Annotated in this window: 18 protein-coding genes; 15 read left to right on the top strand and 3 right to left on the bottom strand. The window is 73.7% G+C overall.

The window, feature by feature from the left end; translation table 11 throughout:
• Nucleotides 1-123 precede the first annotated feature (123 nt).
• Nucleotides 124-1,092 carry a COX15/CtaA family protein gene (locus GVV04_RS22125; RefSeq protein WP_201753939.1) on the bottom strand — a complete coding sequence of 323 codons (969 nt, stop codon included), beginning with the start codon at nt 1,090-1,092 and terminating at the stop codon, nt 124-126.
• A gap of 96 nt (nt 1,093-1,188) precedes the next feature.
• On the opposite strand from GVV04_RS22125, the gene GVV04_RS22120 reads away from it, so the two are divergent.
• The 15 genes from GVV04_RS22120 to GVV04_RS22055 all read left to right on the top strand — a co-directional run bounded on the left by GVV04_RS22120 (nt 1,189) and on the right by GVV04_RS22055 (nt 14,719).
• Entirely contained in the window at nt 1,189-1,956 is a 768-nt protein-coding gene (locus GVV04_RS22120; protein ID WP_161690024.1) for a helix-turn-helix transcriptional regulator, read from the top strand.
• Nucleotides 1,953-3,383, top strand: coding sequence for a Fe-S cluster assembly protein SufB (gene sufB / locus GVV04_RS22115; protein ID WP_161690023.1), 1,431 nt, complete (start codon nt 1,953-1,955; stop codon nt 3,381-3,383). The genes GVV04_RS22120 and sufB overlap by 4 nt, the downstream gene beginning before the upstream one ends.
• Nucleotides 3,384-3,479: 96 nt before the next feature.
• On the top strand, nt 3,480-4,622 hold the full coding sequence (sufD, locus tag GVV04_RS22110) for a Fe-S cluster assembly protein SufD (protein ID WP_161690022.1): 1,143 nt from the start codon (nt 3,480-3,482) through the stop codon (nt 4,620-4,622).
• Nucleotides 4,622-4,966, top strand: a complete 345-nt coding sequence (locus GVV04_RS22105; protein WP_161690554.1) for a non-heme iron oxygenase ferredoxin subunit — start codon at nt 4,622-4,624, stop codon at nt 4,964-4,966. Before sufD ends, GVV04_RS22105 begins: the two co-directional genes overlap by 1 nt.
• Nucleotides 4,966-5,739, top strand: coding sequence for a Fe-S cluster assembly ATPase SufC (gene sufC / locus GVV04_RS22100; protein WP_161690021.1), 774 nt, complete (start codon nt 4,966-4,968; stop codon nt 5,737-5,739). Before GVV04_RS22105 ends, sufC begins: the two co-directional genes overlap by 1 nt.
• A gap of 21 nt (nt 5,740-5,760) precedes the next feature.
• A complete protein-coding gene (locus GVV04_RS22095) occupies nt 5,761-7,065 on the top strand; it encodes a cysteine desulfurase (protein ID WP_161690020.1) in 1,305 nt (434 codons plus the stop codon).
• Entirely contained in the window at nt 7,065-7,538 is a 474-nt protein-coding gene (sufU, locus tag GVV04_RS22090; protein ID WP_161690019.1) for a Fe-S cluster assembly sulfur transfer protein SufU, read from the top strand. Before GVV04_RS22095 ends, sufU begins: the two co-directional genes overlap by 1 nt.
• A complete protein-coding gene (locus GVV04_RS22085) occupies nt 7,535-7,900 on the top strand; it encodes a metal-sulfur cluster assembly factor (protein ID WP_328822516.1) in 366 nt (121 codons plus the stop codon). The genes sufU and GVV04_RS22085 overlap by 4 nt, the downstream gene beginning before the upstream one ends.
• 832 nt (nt 7,901-8,732) lie before the next feature.
• The gene (locus tag GVV04_RS22080) at nt 8,733-9,380 is read left to right on the top strand and encodes an acVLRF1 family peptidyl-tRNA hydrolase (RefSeq protein WP_161690018.1); all 648 of its coding nucleotides are present in this window, start codon (nt 8,733-8,735) and stop codon (nt 9,378-9,380) included.
• A gap of 183 nt (nt 9,381-9,563) precedes the next feature.
• Nucleotides 9,564-10,508: a hypothetical protein gene (locus tag GVV04_RS34465; RefSeq protein ID WP_328822515.1), complete on the top strand. Its 945-nt coding sequence runs from the start codon at nt 9,564-9,566 to the stop codon at nt 10,506-10,508.
• The gene (locus GVV04_RS22075; RefSeq protein WP_328822514.1) at nt 10,390-11,004 is read left to right on the top strand and encodes a maleylpyruvate isomerase N-terminal domain-containing protein; all 615 of its coding nucleotides are present in this window, start codon (nt 10,390-10,392) and stop codon (nt 11,002-11,004) included. The genes GVV04_RS34465 and GVV04_RS22075 overlap by 119 nt, the downstream gene beginning before the upstream one ends.
• Before the next feature lie 108 nt (nt 11,005-11,112).
• Entirely contained in the window at nt 11,113-11,739 is a 627-nt protein-coding gene (locus GVV04_RS22070) for a LysE family transporter (RefSeq protein ID WP_161690016.1), read from the top strand.
• 145 nt (nt 11,740-11,884) lie between these two features.
• A complete protein-coding gene (locus GVV04_RS22065; RefSeq protein ID WP_328822537.1) occupies nt 11,885-12,022 on the top strand; it encodes a hypothetical protein in 138 nt (45 codons plus the stop codon).
• 58 nt (nt 12,023-12,080) lie between these two features.
• The gene (locus tag GVV04_RS22060) at nt 12,081-13,406 is read left to right on the top strand and encodes a helix-turn-helix domain-containing protein (protein WP_161690015.1); all 1,326 of its coding nucleotides are present in this window, start codon (nt 12,081-12,083) and stop codon (nt 13,404-13,406) included.
• Nucleotides 13,403-14,719, top strand: a complete 1,317-nt coding sequence (locus tag GVV04_RS22055) for a helix-turn-helix domain-containing protein (RefSeq protein ID WP_161690014.1) — start codon at nt 13,403-13,405, stop codon at nt 14,717-14,719. The genes GVV04_RS22060 and GVV04_RS22055 overlap by 4 nt, the downstream gene beginning before the upstream one ends.
• A 108-nt stretch (nt 14,720-14,827) precedes the next feature.
• Here the strand turns inward: GVV04_RS22055 and GVV04_RS22050 are convergent, their stop codons facing one another.
• Both GVV04_RS22050 and GVV04_RS22045 read right to left on the bottom strand, forming a co-directional pair.
• On the bottom strand, nt 14,828-15,670 hold the full coding sequence (locus GVV04_RS22050; RefSeq protein WP_161690013.1) for a carbohydrate-binding protein: 843 nt from the start codon (nt 15,668-15,670) through the stop codon (nt 14,828-14,830).
• A 78-nt stretch (nt 15,671-15,748) separates the two neighbouring features.
• Nucleotides 15,749-16,708, bottom strand: a complete 960-nt coding sequence (locus GVV04_RS22045; protein ID WP_201753938.1) for an AraC family transcriptional regulator — start codon at nt 16,706-16,708, stop codon at nt 15,749-15,751.
• Between the last annotated feature and the right edge of the window lie 135 nt (nt 16,709-16,843).

Genomic DNA, 16,843 nt, shown 5'->3' with positions numbered 1-16,843 from the left:
CCCGCGCCGCCTTGGGCCGCGCAAATTCACGGAAAGAGTGGCCTCGCACCCCCGCGAGGCCACTCTTTCCGTGAATTTGCGGGCGGGGGGTGCGTGGGGTGTGGGGATGCGGCTGTGGGGGCGTCAGGCGGGGGTGAGGGCGGGGGTGGGGGTTTCGGTTGGTGTGGGGGTCGTGGGTGCCTCGGTCGAGTGGCGTTCCCGGGTCGACCAGAGCACCGCGAGGGTGGCGAGCAGGACCAGGCACGAGCCGAGCATGTGCGCTGCGACCAGCGCCCCGGGCAGGTGGGTGAAGTACTGGACGAAGCCGATCAGGCCCTGGCTCAGCTCCACCGCGACCAGCGCGAGGGCGGCCCGCTCGGCCCGTCGGGCGCCGACCGCGCGGAACGCGAAGACCAGCGCCACCGAGAGCCCGATCAGCAGGAAAACCCCGTCGGCGTGCACCTGCGAGATCGACTGCGGGTCGAGGCCGTTGCGGGCCGCGCCCTGGTCGCCGGCGTGCGGGCCGCTGCCGGTGACCCAGGTGCCGATCACCAGCACCGCGACGCTCGCCACGGTGGTGACCAGCGTCAGCGCCCGCAGCGGCCCCGGCACCGTGGGCGCCGTCGGGCCGTCCGGTTCGTCGATGCGCCGCCAGAGCGCGTACGCGACCGCGATCACCGCCATCGAGGCGAGGAAGTGCAGGCCGACCACCCATGGGTTCAGGTTGGTCAGCACGGTGATCCCGCCGAGGATCGCCTGCGCGGGGATGCCGAACAGCACCCCGATCGCCAGCGGCAGCAGGGCCTTTCGCCGCGTCCCGTGTAGCAGCACGCCCACCACCACCGCCAGCGCGATCGCGCCGACGGCGAAGGTGAGCAGCCGGTTGCCGAACTCGATGACGCCGTGCACGCCCATTTCCGACGTCGTCGTGTACGACCCGTCGGTGCACCTGGGCCAGGTGGGGCAGCCGAGGCCGGACGCGGTCAGCCGGACCGCCCCGCCGGTGACCACGATGGCCACGTTCGCGATGATCGAGGCGAGCGCCAGGCGGCGCAGCAGGGTGGTGGAGGCCGGGAACCGGACGGATCGCTTCACGGGGCAAATCCTACGCAACGTAGTGGAGCCCGATCGGGTGACTCCGCCGCGCTGGTGGCTCGGATCACCAGCCCGGGTTTGCGGGCCTCCGACGAATTACGTAACGTTGGCGTTGTGAAAAACGTGGCGGCGCTTTCCGGGCGACAGCCGGTGACCGGTCCGGTCGCTGGTGCGTCCGTGCCCGCCGGTTCCGCCGTGGCCGATCTCTCCACCCGGGACCGGGTGACCCAGCTGCTGCTGGAGCGGGGGGCGACCACCGCCGCGCAACTCGGCTCGGCGCTCGGGCTCAGCCCGGCGGCGATCCGCCGGCACCTCGACGCGATGCTGGTCGACGGCGACGTGACCGCTCGTGAGCAGACCGTCCGGGGCAGCCGGGGGCGGGGCCGCCCCGCGAAGGTGTTCGTGCTGACGGACGCGGCCCGGGGTCGCTGCGGCACCCACCACTACGACAACATCGCCACCGCCGCGCTGCGCTGGATCGCCCGCAACAGCGGTACCAAGGCGGTGGAGGCGTTCGCGGCCGACCAGGTCTCCGCCCTGGAGGACCGCTGTCGGGCCGCCATGGAGACCGCCGGCGACGACCCCCTGGCGCGGGCCGAGGCGCTCGCCGGGGCGCTGACGGCCGAGGGCTACGCCGCCAGCGCGTCCACGATCGCCTCCGGCGGTCAGCTCTGTCAGCATCACTGCCCGGTGGCGCACGTGGCCGCCGAGTTTCCCCAGCTGTGCGAGGCCGAGACCGCGGTGATCTCCCGCCTGGTCGGCACTCACGTGCAGCGCCTGGCCACCATCGCGCACGGCGACGGGGTGTGCACCACGCACATCCCCGCCCAGCCGCGTGCCCAGTCCGGTAGAACCGTCACCACTGTGAGGACAGATAGATGACCGAGCAGATCGTCCAGCCTTTGACCCAGGAGGAGCAGCTCGCCGCCCTCGGTCGCTACGAGTACGGCTGGGCCGACTCCGACGTCGCCGGCGCCACCGCCCAGCGCGGCCTCAACGAGGCTGTGGTGCGGGACATCTCGGCGAAGAAGAGCGAGCCCGCCTGGATGCTCGACCTGCGCCTGAAGGGCCTGCGGCTGTTCGGCCGCAAGCCGATGCCGGCGTGGGGCGCCGATCTCACCGGGATCGACTTCGACAACATCAAGTACTTCGTCCGGTCCACGGAGAAGCAGGCCACCAGCTGGGAGGACCTGCCCGAGGACATCAAGAACACGTACGACCGGCTGGGCATCCCCGAGGCGGAGAAGCAGCGGCTGGTCGCCGGCGTCGCGGCACAGTACGAGTCCGAGGTCGTCTACCACAAGATCCGCGAGGACCTTGAGGAGCAGGGCGTCCTGTTCCTGGACACCGACACCGCGCTCAAGGAGCACGAGGACGTCTTCAAGGAGTACTTCGGCACGGTGATCCCGGTCGGCGACAACAAGTTCGCCGCGCTGAACACCTCCGTGTGGTCCGGCGGCTCGTTCATCTACGTGCCGAAGGGGGTGCAGGTGGAGATCCCGCTCCAGGCGTACTTCCGGATCAACACCGAGAACATGGGCCAGTTCGAGCGGACGCTGATCATCGTCGACGAGGGCGCGTACGTGCACTACGTCGAGGGCTGCACCGCGCCGCTGTACTCGTCCGACTCGCTGCACAGCGCGGTCGTGGAGATCATCGTCAAGAAGAACGCCCGGTGCCGCTACACGACCATCCAGAACTGGTCGAACAACGTCTACAACCTGGTCACCAAGCGGGCCGTGTGCCACGAGGGCGCGACCATGGAGTGGGTCGACGGCAACATCGGCTCCAAGGTCACCATGAAGTACCCGGCGGTCTACATGACCGGCGAGCACGCCAAGGGCGAGGTGCTCTCGGTGGCGATGGCCGGCGAGGGCCAGCACCAGGACGCCGGCGCCAAGATGGTGCACGCCGCGCCGCACACCTCCTCCACCATCATCTCCAAGTCGATCGCCCGGGGCGGCGGCCGCACCTCGTACCGGGGCCTGGTGCAGGTGCTGGAGGGCTCGCACCACAGCCGCAGCACGGTCAAGTGCGACGCGCTGCTGGTCGACACCATCTCCCGCTCGGACACCTACCCGTACGTCGACATCCGTGAGGACGACGTGTCGATGGGGCACGAGGCGACCGTCTCCAAGATCAGCGACGACCAGCTCTTCTACCTGATGAGCCGGGGCCTGAGCGAGGACGAGGCGATGGCGATGATCGTCCGAGGCTTCATCGAGCCGGTCGCCAAGGAGCTCCCGATGGAGTACGCCCTGGAGCTGAACCGCCTGATCGAACTCCAGATGGAGGGCGCGGTCGGCTGACCCCGGCGCGGCCCCGACCCGTCGCGCCGCGCCGCGACCAGCCCAACCCGCCCTCCGGTTAATGACACCGTCTTCGCAGAGCAGACCAAGGAAGAGATGACTACCCAGGCTTCCGCGCCGCCCAGCACCAAGTCGCAGGCGCTCCGCTCGTACGACGTCGCCGACTTCCCGGCCCTCACCGGCCTGGAGGAGGAGTGGCGCTTCACCCCGCTCAAGCGGCTGCGCGGGCTGGTCGGCGAGGCCCAGGCCGCGACCGGCGCGGTCCGGCACGAGCACGGCGACCTGCCCTCCGGCGTCACCGTCTCCCGGATCGGCAAGGACGACCCGCGGGTCGGCAGCGTACTCACCCCGGTCGACCGGGTCAGCGCCCTGGCGTACGGCGGGGCCGGCGAGGCGCTGCTGGTGGAGGTCGCCCGCGACGCGGTGGTCGGCGAGCCGGTGGGCCTGCGGGTGGTCGGCGACGCCGCCGAGCACCTGGCGTTCGGGCACACCTTCGTCGACGTGGGCCGGTTCGCCGAGGTGACCCTGGTGCTGGAGCACGTCGGCTCGGCGACCCTCGCCGACAACGTCGAGGTGTCGGTGGCCGACGGGGCGAAGCTGACCCTGGTCACCGTGGCCGACTGGGCCGCCGACGCGGTGCAGGCCCAGCACCTGAGGGTGAAGCTCGGCCGGGACGCCAAGGTGGTGCACATCCAGGTCAGCCTCGGCGGCGACCTGGTCCGGCAGTACACCTCGGTGGAGTACACCGGGCGCGGCGGCGAGGCCGAGCTGTACGGCGTCTACTTCGCCGACGGCGGCCAGCACCTGGAGCACCGCCAGCTCGTCGACCACAACGTGCCGGACTGCCGCAGCTACGTCGGCTACCGGGGCGCGTTGCAGGGCGCGGACGCGCACACGGTCTGGGTGGGTGACGTGCTGATCCGGGCCGAGGCGACCGGCACCGACACGTACGAGATCAACCGGAACCTGCTGCTCAGCGACGGCGCCCGGGCCGACTCCGTGCCGAACCTGGAGATCGAGACCGGCGAGATCGCCGGTGCCGGGCACGCCAGCGCGACCGGCCGCTTCGACGACGAGCAGCTGTTCTACCTGATGGCCCGGGGCATCCCGGAGGACGAGGCCCGCCGCCTGGTGGTCCGCGGCTTCTTCGCCGAGCTGATCAACAAGATCCCGGTCGAGGAGCTGCGCGTGCGGCTCGGCGACGCGATCGAGGCCCGGCTGGCCCGGGCGGGCGCATGATGATCCGGATCTGTGCCACCGAGGACGTGCCGAAGGGCACGGTGATCAGCGCCGACGTCGACGGCACGCAGGTAGCCCTCGTGCACGGCGAGGACGACCGGTTCTACGCCGTGCACGACGAGTGCTCGCACGCCGCGGTCGCCCTCTCCGAGGGCGAGGTCGAGGGCTGCACGCTGGAATGCTGGCTGCACGGCTCCCGTTTCGACCTGCGTACGGGTGATCCGACCGGGCTGCCCGCCACCGAACCCGTTCCCGTGTACGCCGTCGAGATCCGCGACGGCGACATCTACCTTCCCGTGGGCGCCGACGGCCGCCCGATGCCGAGCAATGGAGTGACCCGATAATGAGCACCCTGGAGATCCGCGACCTGAAGGTGTCGGTCAAGCTGCCCGAGGGTCAGCTCAAGCCGATCCTCGACGGGGTAGACCTGACGGTTGGTTCGGGTGAGACCCACGCCATCATGGGCCCGAACGGCTCCGGCAAGTCCACCCTGGCGTACTCCATCGCCGGCCACCCGAAGTACGAGATCACCGGCGGCTCGGTGACCCTGGACGGCGAGGACGTGCTCGCCATGTCCGTCGACGAGCGGGCCCGCGCCGGGCTCTTCCTCGCCATGCAGTACCCGGTCGAGGTGCCCGGCGTCTCGGTGGCCAACTTCCTGCGTACCGCCAAGACCGCGATCGACGGCACGGCGCCGAAGCTGCGCACCTGGGGCGGCGAGCTGCGCGGCGCGATGGAGCGCCTCCAGATGGACCCGGCGTTCGCCCAGCGCAACGTCAACGAGGGCTTCTCCGGCGGCGAGAAGAAGCGGCACGAGATCGTGCAGCTCGAGCTGCTCAAGCCGAAGATCGCGATCCTCGACGAGACCGACTCCGGCCTCGACGTCGACGCGCTGCGGGTGGTCAGCGAGGGCGTGAACCGGGTCCGCGACACCGGCGACACCGGCCTGCTGCTGATCACCCACTACACGCGTATCCTGCGCTACATCAAGCCGGACTTCGTGCACGTCTTCGTCGCCGGCCGGATCGTCGAGCAGGGCGGCCCGGAGCTGGCCGACAAGCTTGAGGCCGAGGGCTACGAGCGGTATATCGCCGGGGCCGGCTCGGCGCGGGCCTGAGGGAAGGGGCCGGTCACCCAGATGACCACCATCACGATCCCCGAGGGGATGCCGCAGTTCGACGACGTGCCGCGCTTCGACGTGGCGGCGGTGCGCGCGGACTTCCCGATTCTCGACCGGCAGGTCAACGGACACCCGCTGGTCTACCTCGACAGCGCGAACACCTCGCACAAGCCGCGCCAGGTGCTCGACGCGCTCACCGAGCACTACGCGCTGCACAACGCCAACGTGTCCCGCTCGGTGCACACGCTGGGCACCGAGGCGACCGAGGCGTACGACGGCGCGCGGGCGAAGATCGCCGCGTTCGTCAACGCGCCGAGCGTGGACGAGGTGGTGTTCACCAAGAACTCCACCGAGGCGATCAACATCGTGGCGTACGCGTTCTCCAACGCCTCGCCGCGTGCCGACGCCGATCCCCGCTTCCGGCTCGGCCCCGGCGACGAGATCGTGATCTCCGAGATGGAGCATCACTCGAACATCGTCCCGTGGCAGTTGCTGGCCGAGCGCACCGGCGCGACCCTGCGCTGGTTCCCGGTCACCGACCAGGGGCGACTGGACGAGTCAGGGCTGGACGACCTGGTCACCGAGCGGACGAAGATCGTCTCGCTGGTGCACATGTCGAACATCCTCGGCACCGTCAACGCCACCGCCCGGATCACCGCGCGGGTCCGCGAGGTGGGGGCGCTGCTGCTGCTCGACTGCTCGCAGTCGGTGCCGCACCTGCCGATCGACGTGGTCGACCTCGACGCCGACTTCATCGTTTTCACCGGGCACAAGATGTGCGGCCCCACCGGCGTCGGCGTGCTCTGGGGCCGGGGCGAGCTGCTCGCGGCGATGCCCCCGGTGTTCGGCGGCGGCTCGATGATCGAGACGGTCACCATGGCCGGGTCGACGTTCGCCGCCCCGCCGGCCCGGTTCGAGGCGGGCACCCCGCCGATCGCCGGGGCCGTGGCGCTCGGCGCGGCGGTGGACTACCTCACCGGGATCGGCATGCGGGCGATCCAGTGGCACGAGAAGGAGCTGACGGCGTACGCGTTGGACGCCCTCTCCGCCGTGCCCGACCTGCGGATCTTCGGGCCGACCGTGCCGGTGGGCCGGGGCGGGACGATCTCGTTCGCGCTCGGCGACATCCACCCGCACGACGTGGGTCAGGTGCTCGACTCGCTCGGCGTGCAGGTGCGCGTCGGCCACCACTGCGCCAAGCCGGTGTGCACCCGGTTCGGCGTGCCGGCCATGACGCGGGCCTCGTTCTACCTGTACACCACCACCGAGGAGATCGACGCCCTGGTGGGCGGTCTGGAGCAGGTGCGGAAGGTGTTCGACTGATGCAGCTCGACCAGCTCTACCAGGAGATCATCCTGGACCACTACAAGCGCCCGCACGGTCGTGGCCTGCGCGACGCCGAGGACCCGGCCGACCAGGTCGCCGAGGCGCACCACGTCAACCCGACCTGCGGCGACGAGGTGACCGTCCGGGTCGCCACCGACGGCGACGTGCTGCACGACATCTCGTACGACGGCATGGGCTGCTCGATCAGCCAGGCGTCGGCGAGCGTGCTGCACGAGCTGCTGCGCGGTCGGGGCGCGGGCGAGGCGTTCGCGGTGCATGAGGCGTTCGTCGAGTTGATGTCCGGCCGTGGCCAGGTCACGCCGGACGAGGACGTGCTCGGTGACGGGGTGGCGTTCGCGGGTGTCGCGCGCTATCCCGCCCGGGTCAAGTGCGCGCTGCTGCCGTGGATGGCGTTCAAGGACGCCGCGGCACGCGCCGGGGTGGGCGCGAGCCCGGAGGTGAAGGCATGAGCAGCGAAGAAACCGCGACCGCGCCGACGGCCGGCGGCAAGGCCGCCGTCGCCGACGTCGAGGAGGCGATGAAGGACGTCGTCGACCCGGAGCTGGGCATCAACGTGGTCGACCTCGGTCTGCTGTACGGCGTCCACGTCGACGACGACAACGTCGCGACCCTGGACATGACGCTGACCTCGGCGGCCTGCCCGCTGACCGACGTGATCGAGGACCAGACCCGGCAGGCGCTGACCACCGGCCCCGGCGGGGGACTGGTCGGCGACATCCGGATCAACTGGGTCTGGCTGCCCCCGTGGGGCCCCGACAAGATCACCGACGAGGGGCGCGACCAGCTCCGTTCCCTCGGCTTCAACGTCTGACCCAACGAACCGCACCACGCATCGCGCCGCGAGCGCGCCCCCGTCCAGGGGGCCGCTCGCGGCGCTTTCTTCTCGCCCGCCCTGGCGGCCCCACCCACTCGCCGCCCGCCCCGGCTGGCTCTTGGGCAGGCCGGCCAAGGCGCCAAACGCACTGACTTTACGTCTTCCGGGTTCCCCCCGCCTTTCCGCGTTCCCCGCGCCTGGCGCGCCGACCTGCGGGGCACCTACCTCGGCCCCTTTGCCGTGCTGCCCCCCACGCAACGCTTGCGGAGCGTAACTCGCCCTGTCGTTGGCTCGTGCCGGCCTGCGACGCGAAGTGGCTGCTCATTGCTGGTGTTGCGCCGAGGGCAGCAAAGCAAAGGAACCGAGGCGACGTGGCCCTCAGAGCGGGGAGGTGACGCAACGTGACTGCGGCAGGGGTGGTGCTGCCGGCGGCGCGGTGGCCAGGAAAATGCTTGGGCGGCGGGGGAGCAGGGTCGATGGTGGGCTCGTGATCGAGGCGTACCCGATGCAGGTCCCTGTCTGCGCTGCCGACGCCGCGCCCGCCGCGCCTCGACAGCGGAACTCGTCCGGCTGCGTCTCGACCCGCCGTCCTCCGTCATGACGGCGGGGTTCTCGCCGGGATGGTGGCCGGCTAGGGTGTCGCGGTTCCGGTCGGCGCGATCGCGGCTGACCCGCCCCGAGGGCTCTCGCCGACGGGCGTTGCTGCGCGCCACGCTGCGTGACGGCGCGGTCCCCGCCGGGGCGGGGCGAACGCGGCAGAGCGCCCCGCCCGCCCCGCCCGCCCCGCCCGCCCCGGCCATCGCGCCGCCGGATGCCGTACGGTCGGCGAATGAACAGCCGACCCGCCGCCGGCGGCGGCCGATGGGTCGAGGTGGACCCGGCCCGCCTACCGCGCTGGGTCGCCAACTTCGCCGATCGGCACGGCCCGCCGGAGACCACTTCCGAGGCGTACGGGCTGCTGCTCGCCGCCCCCGACGGCGCCACCGCGGAGCTGCACGCCCCGCCGGGCGCGCCTCCGGCCGACGACCTCGCCAACTTCGTGGCCGCCGCGACCGCGCCGCGCCGGATCGGGCTGCTGCTGGCCCGCAAGGGGGCGGTGGCGGTCGGCGTCGCCGAGGGGCCCGACCTCGTCGTCTCGAAGGTCGACACGAAGTACGTGCAGGGGCGCACCGCCGCCGGCGGCTGGTCGCAGCAGCGCTTCGCCCGCCGCCGGGACAACCAGGCGAAGGCGGCGCTGGGCGACGCGGCCGACCTGGCCGTCCGGCTGCTCCTGCCCGAGGCGGCCACGCTCGCCGCCCTGGTCGGCGGGGGCGACCGGCGGGCCGTGGAGACCGTACTCGCCGACCGCCGGCTGGCCCCGCTGGCGGCGCTGCGCGCGGACCGGCTGCTCGACGTGCCGGAGCCCCGCCGCGCGGTGCTCGTCGCGGCCGTCATCGCCGCCCGGGCGGTCCACGTCCTGGTCCGCGACCCGGCGTAGCCCGCAGCAGTCGCCTCCGCGCGCCCGGGGGGCCGGAGGCGTGGCGGCCCTGGCCGGCGTACGGCGTGCCACAAGGACGGACGCCACGTGCGACAGGAAAGGGAGCCCTCTCGGTCACGATCTCCTCTTGGCACAGGTCAGCCGGAGCCAGCGCTGGCTGACCCAACCCTCGGGAGGAAGCCTGTGAGCGACCAGCGTCAAGACGGAGCCGCCGCGGCCGCCAATGCCGCCGCCGGAGAGAGCCTGACCGATGAGGCCGTCGATGCCGTGCTGACCGGCCTCGCCGCTGTGGCCGAGCAGCTCATCGCGGAGAGCGCCGCCGTCGAAGAGGCGGTGAGCGTCCTCAACGACGACTGCGAGGGACCGTTGGTGCGGGGGGAGGTGGGTCCGGGGTACTGGAGCCGCCCCCACCCGACCCGGGCGTTGGCCGCAGTGCGTCTGGCACACGCGTGCCGTGCCGCGCGGGACCTCCGCGACGACAGCCGGCACATCGTGGCCTGGTGGGCTGACCTCGCCTGCTACGCCGTCTTGTCCGCCGCGATGGGCCAGCCCGTGAGCGGGTACCGCGCCGCCGCCGCCGACCCCAGCGCCATCTTCGGCGACGAGGAGCTGAGTCATCTGCCGCATCCCACGCAGGACGAGCGGCAGTTCGCCGAACTCGCCGTCGCCATCGCCGGCACACCGGGCCCGCACCTCCCCGACGACGGGCTGCGTGCCGTCGTAGCGGACTACGTCGCGCGGGCGGGGCTCACCCTGCGACCCTCGCCGGACGGAGGCATGGTGGTCACGGACGACATCATCGACCCGGACGCGCGGCTCCGCCGACTCTGGGCCGGCACCTGGGTCGACCACCAGATGCCCGCTCTACCCACCGCCGGAGAGCTGAGCCAGGCGCTGGCCCGTATCGGCCTGCCCGCGTCGGCGATCGACGAGATCCATGCCGCGACCACCGAGGTCGACGGCGTCCTCGCCGCCGCACGTCAGCTCAAGGAAGACCAGAACGAGGAGAGTGAGCTCGAGTACGAGGCCCTGTACGACCACGTCGACCGGGCCACCGACATCCTGGCCGACTACGCCCGGGTCCTCACCCGGCACCTGCCCTCGGTGCGCGCGGCAGTTCGTGCGTGAGCACCGAGGCGCGCTCCCTCGAACCCCGTTGTGGAACGGATCATTCCGCTCCGCTCCGCTGATCTCGGAACGGAACGGAAGATTCCGCTGGGAGCGGCCCACCCCATGTGAGAAGTGGACGGTAACCCAGGTGCTCCAGCACGCGATCGGTGACCAGATCGGTTACGCCGCGGCGATCGTCGGAGGGCCTCGGCCTTCGGAGGACCCGTTCGCGCCCTCCGGCCGGATCGACGGCGATCCGGCGGTCGAGCTCCGAGCCGCGCTCGGCGCGACCGGCACACGCCACCGTGGCGGGACCCCCATCGCGCAGCGGCCGCAGGCACACCGGCACACCGCCCGGCATCGGGGCGCGGGGCTTCGGCCCCGCGCCCCGGCCGCCCGGTCGCGGTACGGGTGCCACCGCCCGGGGTGGCCCGAATGTGGAACTCGCTCCCGGAGGTCGCCGGACCAGGGCGGGAAAAGGGGTGGTGGGGAGGGGGGACGCGGGGCAGGATGAGCGCGTGATCGAGACGTACCGGATGACCCTCGCCCCTGTCGTCGTGGCCGTGGCCACGGGGCGACAGCGCGTGGCTCCCCGGTCCGGCTCGGCCCACTCCAGACCGTCGTGACCGTGTCCTTCCTGGCCGGCCTGGTGGCCGGCTACGGCGTCGCCGTGCCCGTCGGCGCGATCGCCGTGCTGATCCTGGGGCTCAGCGCGCGGACGTCGTTCCGGGTCGGCGCCGCCGCCGCGCTCGGCGTGGCGACCGCCGACGGTCTCTACGCCGCCGTCGCCGTGCTCGGCGGGGCGGCGGTCGCCGATCTGGTGACCCCGATCGCCGGGCCGCTGCGGCTGGTGGCGGCGGCCGTGCTGCTCGCCCTCGCCGGGCACACCGCGTGGCGGGCGCTGCGCCCCCGCCCCACGTCCGCCGGTGCGGGCGGCGGCCGGGGCCTCGGCACCCCTGGGCGGGCCTTCGCCGGGGTGCTGACGCTGACCCTGCTCAACCCGGCGACGGTGGTCTACTTCGTGGCGCTCGTGCTCGGACGCAACGAGGCGGTCGGCCCGGACCGCCCATCCGCCGTACTCTTCGTGGCCGGAGCGTTCCTCGCCTCGGCGAGCTGGCAGTTGCTGATCGCCGGCGGTGGCACGCTGGTCGGCCGGGCGCTGACCGGGCCCCGGGGCAGGCTGGTGACCGCTCTGGTCTCCAGCGCGATCATCGGGGTGCTCGCGGTCGTCATGCTGCTCGTGCGCTGACCCGGGCCGCCCCGGCCGATCGCGTCCTCGACCGGAACCGGAGGCCGCGCCCGGCGCGGCCCGGTAGTGCCGTACGGTCGGGCGGCGACATCGTGGTGTCCAAGGTCGACACCCGGTACGTGCAGGAGCGCACCGCCGCGGGCGGCTGGCCCCGCTGGCCGCGCTGCGCTCCGACCGGCTGCTCGACGTGCCGGAGCCCCGGCACGCGGTGCTGGTCTCCGCGGTGGACGCGGCCCGCGCCGTGCGGGTCCTGGTCCGGGATCCCGGACCGGCCGCCCCCTGACCGATCGACGCGCGTGCCCGGGCCACTAGGCTGGCGGCAGCGCGCGAAGGGGGTCGGAATGGAGGCGACGGACAGCGTCGCCGGTGGCGCCGGCCCGGGCGGGGAACGTCTCGGTGACCGGATTCGCCGCCTGCGCACCGCCCGAGGGCTGACCCAGCAGCAGGTCGCCGCGCCCCGGTACACCCGGGCGTTCCTCGGCGCGATCGAGTCCGGCACCCGTACCCCGAGCCCGGAGGCGCTGGTTCACGTCGCCGACCGGCTTGGGCTGCCGGTCGACGACCTGCGCTACGGGCGTCCGGCCGACGCGGCGTCCCGCCTGGGCGGGGAGCTGGCGGAGGCCCGACGGGCCCTGTCGGGCGGCGACCTCGACGCCGCTGACCGCGCGCTAGCCGACATCGGTCGCCGGGCCGACGACTACCACCTGCCCGAGCTGGGCGGCTGGGCGCGGTACTACGCGGTGGAGGTGGACCTGCACCGGGGCCGCGCTTCGGCCGCCGCGGCGGGCTACGCGCGGCTGGCGGCGCGGCAGCCGGCGGACTGTCCCGTGCTGCGCGCGGCGGTGCTCGCCCGGCAGTCCTACTGCCTGCTCGTCGACGGGGACGCCCCCCGCGCGGTGGCCGTGCTGGAGGACGGGCTGCGGGAGCTGCGGGCGTCGGCGCCGGTCGACCCCGACGCCGAGCTGCGGCTGACCAACGCGTTGATGTACACGTTCCTGGAGCTGAGCTGGCGGCATCGGGCCCGCCGGCTGGAGCGGGACGCGCTGCCGCTGTTGAGCCGGGCCACCCGGGGGGAGTGGGTGGCCCAGTTCTATGCCGTCGCGGGCCAGCTCCGGCGCGACGGCGAGCTGGACGAGGCCGACCGCTACCTGCGCGAGGCGGTTCGCCGCTACGCCGAACTGGGACTCACCCGGGAGATCGCGCTGTGCCACTGGGCCCGGGGGTACGTACTGCGCCGGGCCGGGCGGCCCGGCGAGGCCGGCCCGGAGCTGCGCCGGGCCCGGGAGATGCTCGGCGCGGTCGGTGCCGTGCTCGACCACGCGGGGGCGACCCTGGAGCTGGCCGAGTCCCGCCGCCGGGAGGGCGCGTTGGACGAGGCGGAGGAACTGGCCGGGGAGGCCGCCCGGACGGCGGCCGAGTGCCGGCACCGGGAGCTGATGGCGGAGGCCGACCTCGTGCTCGGCCTGGTGCGCGCGGGCCGGGGCGCCGGCGCGGACGCCCGCCGGTTGCTGTCCCGGGCGGCCGACCGGTACGAGCAGGCCGGGCTGATGGGGGAGGTCGTCGTCGCCTGCCGACACCTCGGCGAGTCGCTGCTCGCCGAGGGGGACCGCCCCGGGGCGGCCGAGGTGCTGCGCCGGGGCCTGCGCGCGGCGGAGCGACTGACGTGACGCAGCGGCGGGATCAGGTGGGTGCCCGCCTCCAGCGGCTACGCGCCGCGCGGGGGCTCACTCAGCGAGCCCTGGCCGAGCCGCGCTACACCGCGGCCTACGTCTCTGCGGTGGAGGGCGGCCGGCGTACCCCCTCGGCCGACGCCGTCGCCCACTTCGCCGAGCGGCTCGGAGTCACTCCGGTCGACCTGACCACCGGCCGCTCCCCGGCCGAGGTGGTGCGCCTGCACCTGCGGCTGGTCGAGGCCGACTGCGCCGGGCCGGCCGATCCCGCCGGGGCGGGCACGGGCTACCAGGAGGTGATCTCGGCCGCCGCGTCGCTGGACGCCCCGGTCCTGGTCGCCCGGGCCCGGCTCGGCCTCGCCGGCCTCGCCCTGCGGCGGGGGGACGCCGACGAGGCGGCGGCGCAGCTCGACCGGGCCGAGGAGTTGTTGGCGGAGGCGGTGCCGCACGTCCGCGCCGAGGCGACCGCCGTCCGCGCGGTGCTGGTGGGCCACGGTGGCGACCTCCGGTACGCGACATACCTGCTGGCGTCGGCCCGGGACGGGTTGGTGCGGGACGGCTATCCGGATCCCGCTGTGCTGCTGACCCTGCACGCGGAACTCGCGGTCTGCCACCTCCAGCTCGACGACGAACCGGCGGCGGCGGAGGCTGCGGCGGGGGCCCTGGCCCTGGCGGTGCTGGCCGAGCCGGCCCGGGTGGCCGGGCTGCACCTGGCGGTGGCGGGCAGCCTGCTGGCGGGGGGCCGCACAACGGAGGCGGCCACGGCGGCGGAACAGGCCCGGCAGGCAGCCCGGCAGGCCACCCTGGACGTGCAGTTGGCGTCGTGCCACCGGGCGCGTGGGCGCGGCCGGTGGGCCGCCGGGGACGTCCCGGGCGCGCTGGTGGACCTCACCACCGCGTACGACGCGCTGCGCGCCGCCGGTCAGCAGGGGCTGGCCGGGGACGCGGCGGTCGAGTTGGCGGAGGCGTACCGGGCGCTCGGGCGGCCGGCGGCGGCGGACGCGCTGGTGGGGGAGGTGTTGGACCGGGGTGGCGAGGGTCCCGGCGCCGCCCGGGCGGCGCGGGTGCGCGGCCTGCTCCGCGCGGACGCCGGCGACCGGCCCGGGGCGGAGCGCTACCTGCGGGCGGCGGTCGAGGGGTTCCGCGCCGCCGGCCGGCGGCGCGAGCTGGCGGGCACCGTGCTGGCGCTGGCCGATCACCTCGCCTCCGCCGGCCGGCCCGACGAGGCGTTGGGCCTGATGCGTGAGGGGTTGCGCGCGGTGGAGCGGCTCGGCGAGCGCCCGCCCTCGGCGGTGCGCCCGGCCACCTGACGCGTACCCGCCGTCCCCGGTTGCCCGCCCGATGCCGGGTGTGGCGGGCCGCCCGCCGGGCACCGCCCGTCACGCTCGCCTGGTCGGCTGGGTCGCCCGCTCAGCCGCTCAGCCGCGGGCCCAGAGCGCCGGCGTGTTCGGCGGTTCCCAGCCCGCCTGGGCGGTGTGCGCCTGGAGACAGCGGTAACTGGCGCCGTTGAACGTCACCCGGTCGCCGGCCCGGTACGCGGTCCCCGCCGCCCAGGTGCCCGACGACGGCGGGGTGCCGGTGGGGCTGGCGGTGGGGGAGGGGGTCTGCGACACGTTGAGCACGAAGTCGAACGTGGCCTCCCGGCCGCCGTCCACCGCGCGCACGGTCATCAGCAGGTCCGGGTTGAACAGCGAGTCGGTGTTGTTGCGGGGCTCGCCGGGGAAGTAGAGCTGGGTGGTGAGCACCGGCCGACCCGGGGCCTGGACCTTGACGTGGATGTGCCGGGTCCGGCCGGGGTAGAGGCCCGGCACGATCGTGGTCAGCCGGTACGCGCCGGACGCGTCGGTGAACTGGTGCCCGCGCAGCCGGTAGCCGGTGTTGTCGTAGCCGCCGTTCGCGTCGGCCTGCCAGAAGTCGAGCAGCACGTTGGGGATCGCCTGGCAGCCCAGGCCGAAGACGTAGCCGCTGACAGTCAACCGGGTGCCGACCGTGCCGGCCTCGATCAGGGAGGTGCGGCGCGGCGAGTTGGGCTTGAAGTAGGGGCCCTCGGTCTGCGCCGGCGTCGGGTCGTCGCCGTCGTCGCACATCGGAGTGGGCGTCAGCGCAGGCCCGGTGGGTTCGCCGGCCGTCGCCAGCGCCCGCGCCGCGCCGCCGAGGAGCAGCGGGGCGGGCAGGGTGAGGGCCACGGCCCTCAGCACGGTCTTGCGGGTGACACCGCTGGTGTCACGGGGCTCGTGCGCGTCGGTGGATGCGCCGGTCATGGCAGCTCCCTGTCGCTCGGTGGTGACCTTCCGAGCCGACCCGGTCGGGCCGGCCGATGCCACCGACCCTAGGGAGATCTATCCGTAATCGTCGATGTGATCGGTGCCCGGGTCGTGGTGTTTTCCGCTGTGCCGGCGGAAGCCGCCGGGGGTGTCGCCGACCTCGCGGCGGAAGAACCGGCAGAAGTAGGGGGCGTCGGCGAAGCCCAGCCGGGCGGCGATCCGGGCCACGGTGAGGTCGGTCTGGGCCAGCAGCCGCTTCGCCTCCAGCACCCGGGCCCGGCGGATGAGCTGGGCCGGGGTGGCGCCGGTGGCCCGGGGGACCGTCTCGTTGAGGTGCCGCACCGAGACGCCGAGGCGGCGCGCGTAGGCCTGGGTCGGTTCGCCGAGCAGGGCTGGGTCGGCGAGCAACTCGTCGAAGCGGCGGGCCACCGTCGCGGCCCGGCCTACGTGTGCCAGGGCGTCGCTGGAAGGGTGTTCCGCCGGACCGGCCGGCGTCGAGCGGCCGACCTCGACGACGAGGATGTGCAGGTACGCCCGCAGCACGCCGCGACAGCCCGGCTCGGCCCGGCGCCGCTCCTCGGCCATCCGTTCCAGCACCGACCGGATCCGGGTCGCGTGCGCGGCGTCACGCGGGTGCCACGAGCGATGGCCCGAGCGGTGCAGCGCGTCCCGGTCGCTCGGGTCGGCCAGCAGGAACTCGGGGGCGCACAGCACGATGTGCCCCCGTAGGTCGTCCGCGTCGCGCCAGTGGTGCACCTGGCCGGGGGTGACGAGGAAGAGCTGGGGCGGTTGGACGGCGTACGCGACGAGGTCGACGACGTGGGTGGCGCGCCCGTGGGTCACGTATGACAGCTCGTAGAAGGTGTGCCGGTGCGGGAAGTCGGCGCGGGACAGCGGCCCGAACTCGGCGAAGGAGCCGACGGCGAACGGGAGTCCGTCGGACGCGGGGACGTCCAGCACGTGCCGGGGCAGAGCCGGTGGTGGGCCGGGGTCTGTCCGGCGGCGGGCCGGGGCGGGGTGGGGCGAGGGGGACAACGGCCACTCCAGGCGGTCGCGGCAGCCGGATGCGGTCGGTCGGGGAACGTATTGACGCATCCGTATGCCTCACTTACCGTACTGGCAACAGAGTTAACAACAAAAGTTGGCTCGCCGGTAGCGCGGCGGGTGGGC

Origin of the sequence: Micromonospora rubida, from assembly GCF_009908295.1 — a bacterium.
Classification (GTDB): Bacteria; Actinomycetota; Actinomycetes; order Mycobacteriales; family Micromonosporaceae; genus Micromonospora; species Micromonospora rubida.
Note: the sequence above shows the minus strand (reverse complement) of the source record. Positions and strands in the feature narration are given on the sequence as shown.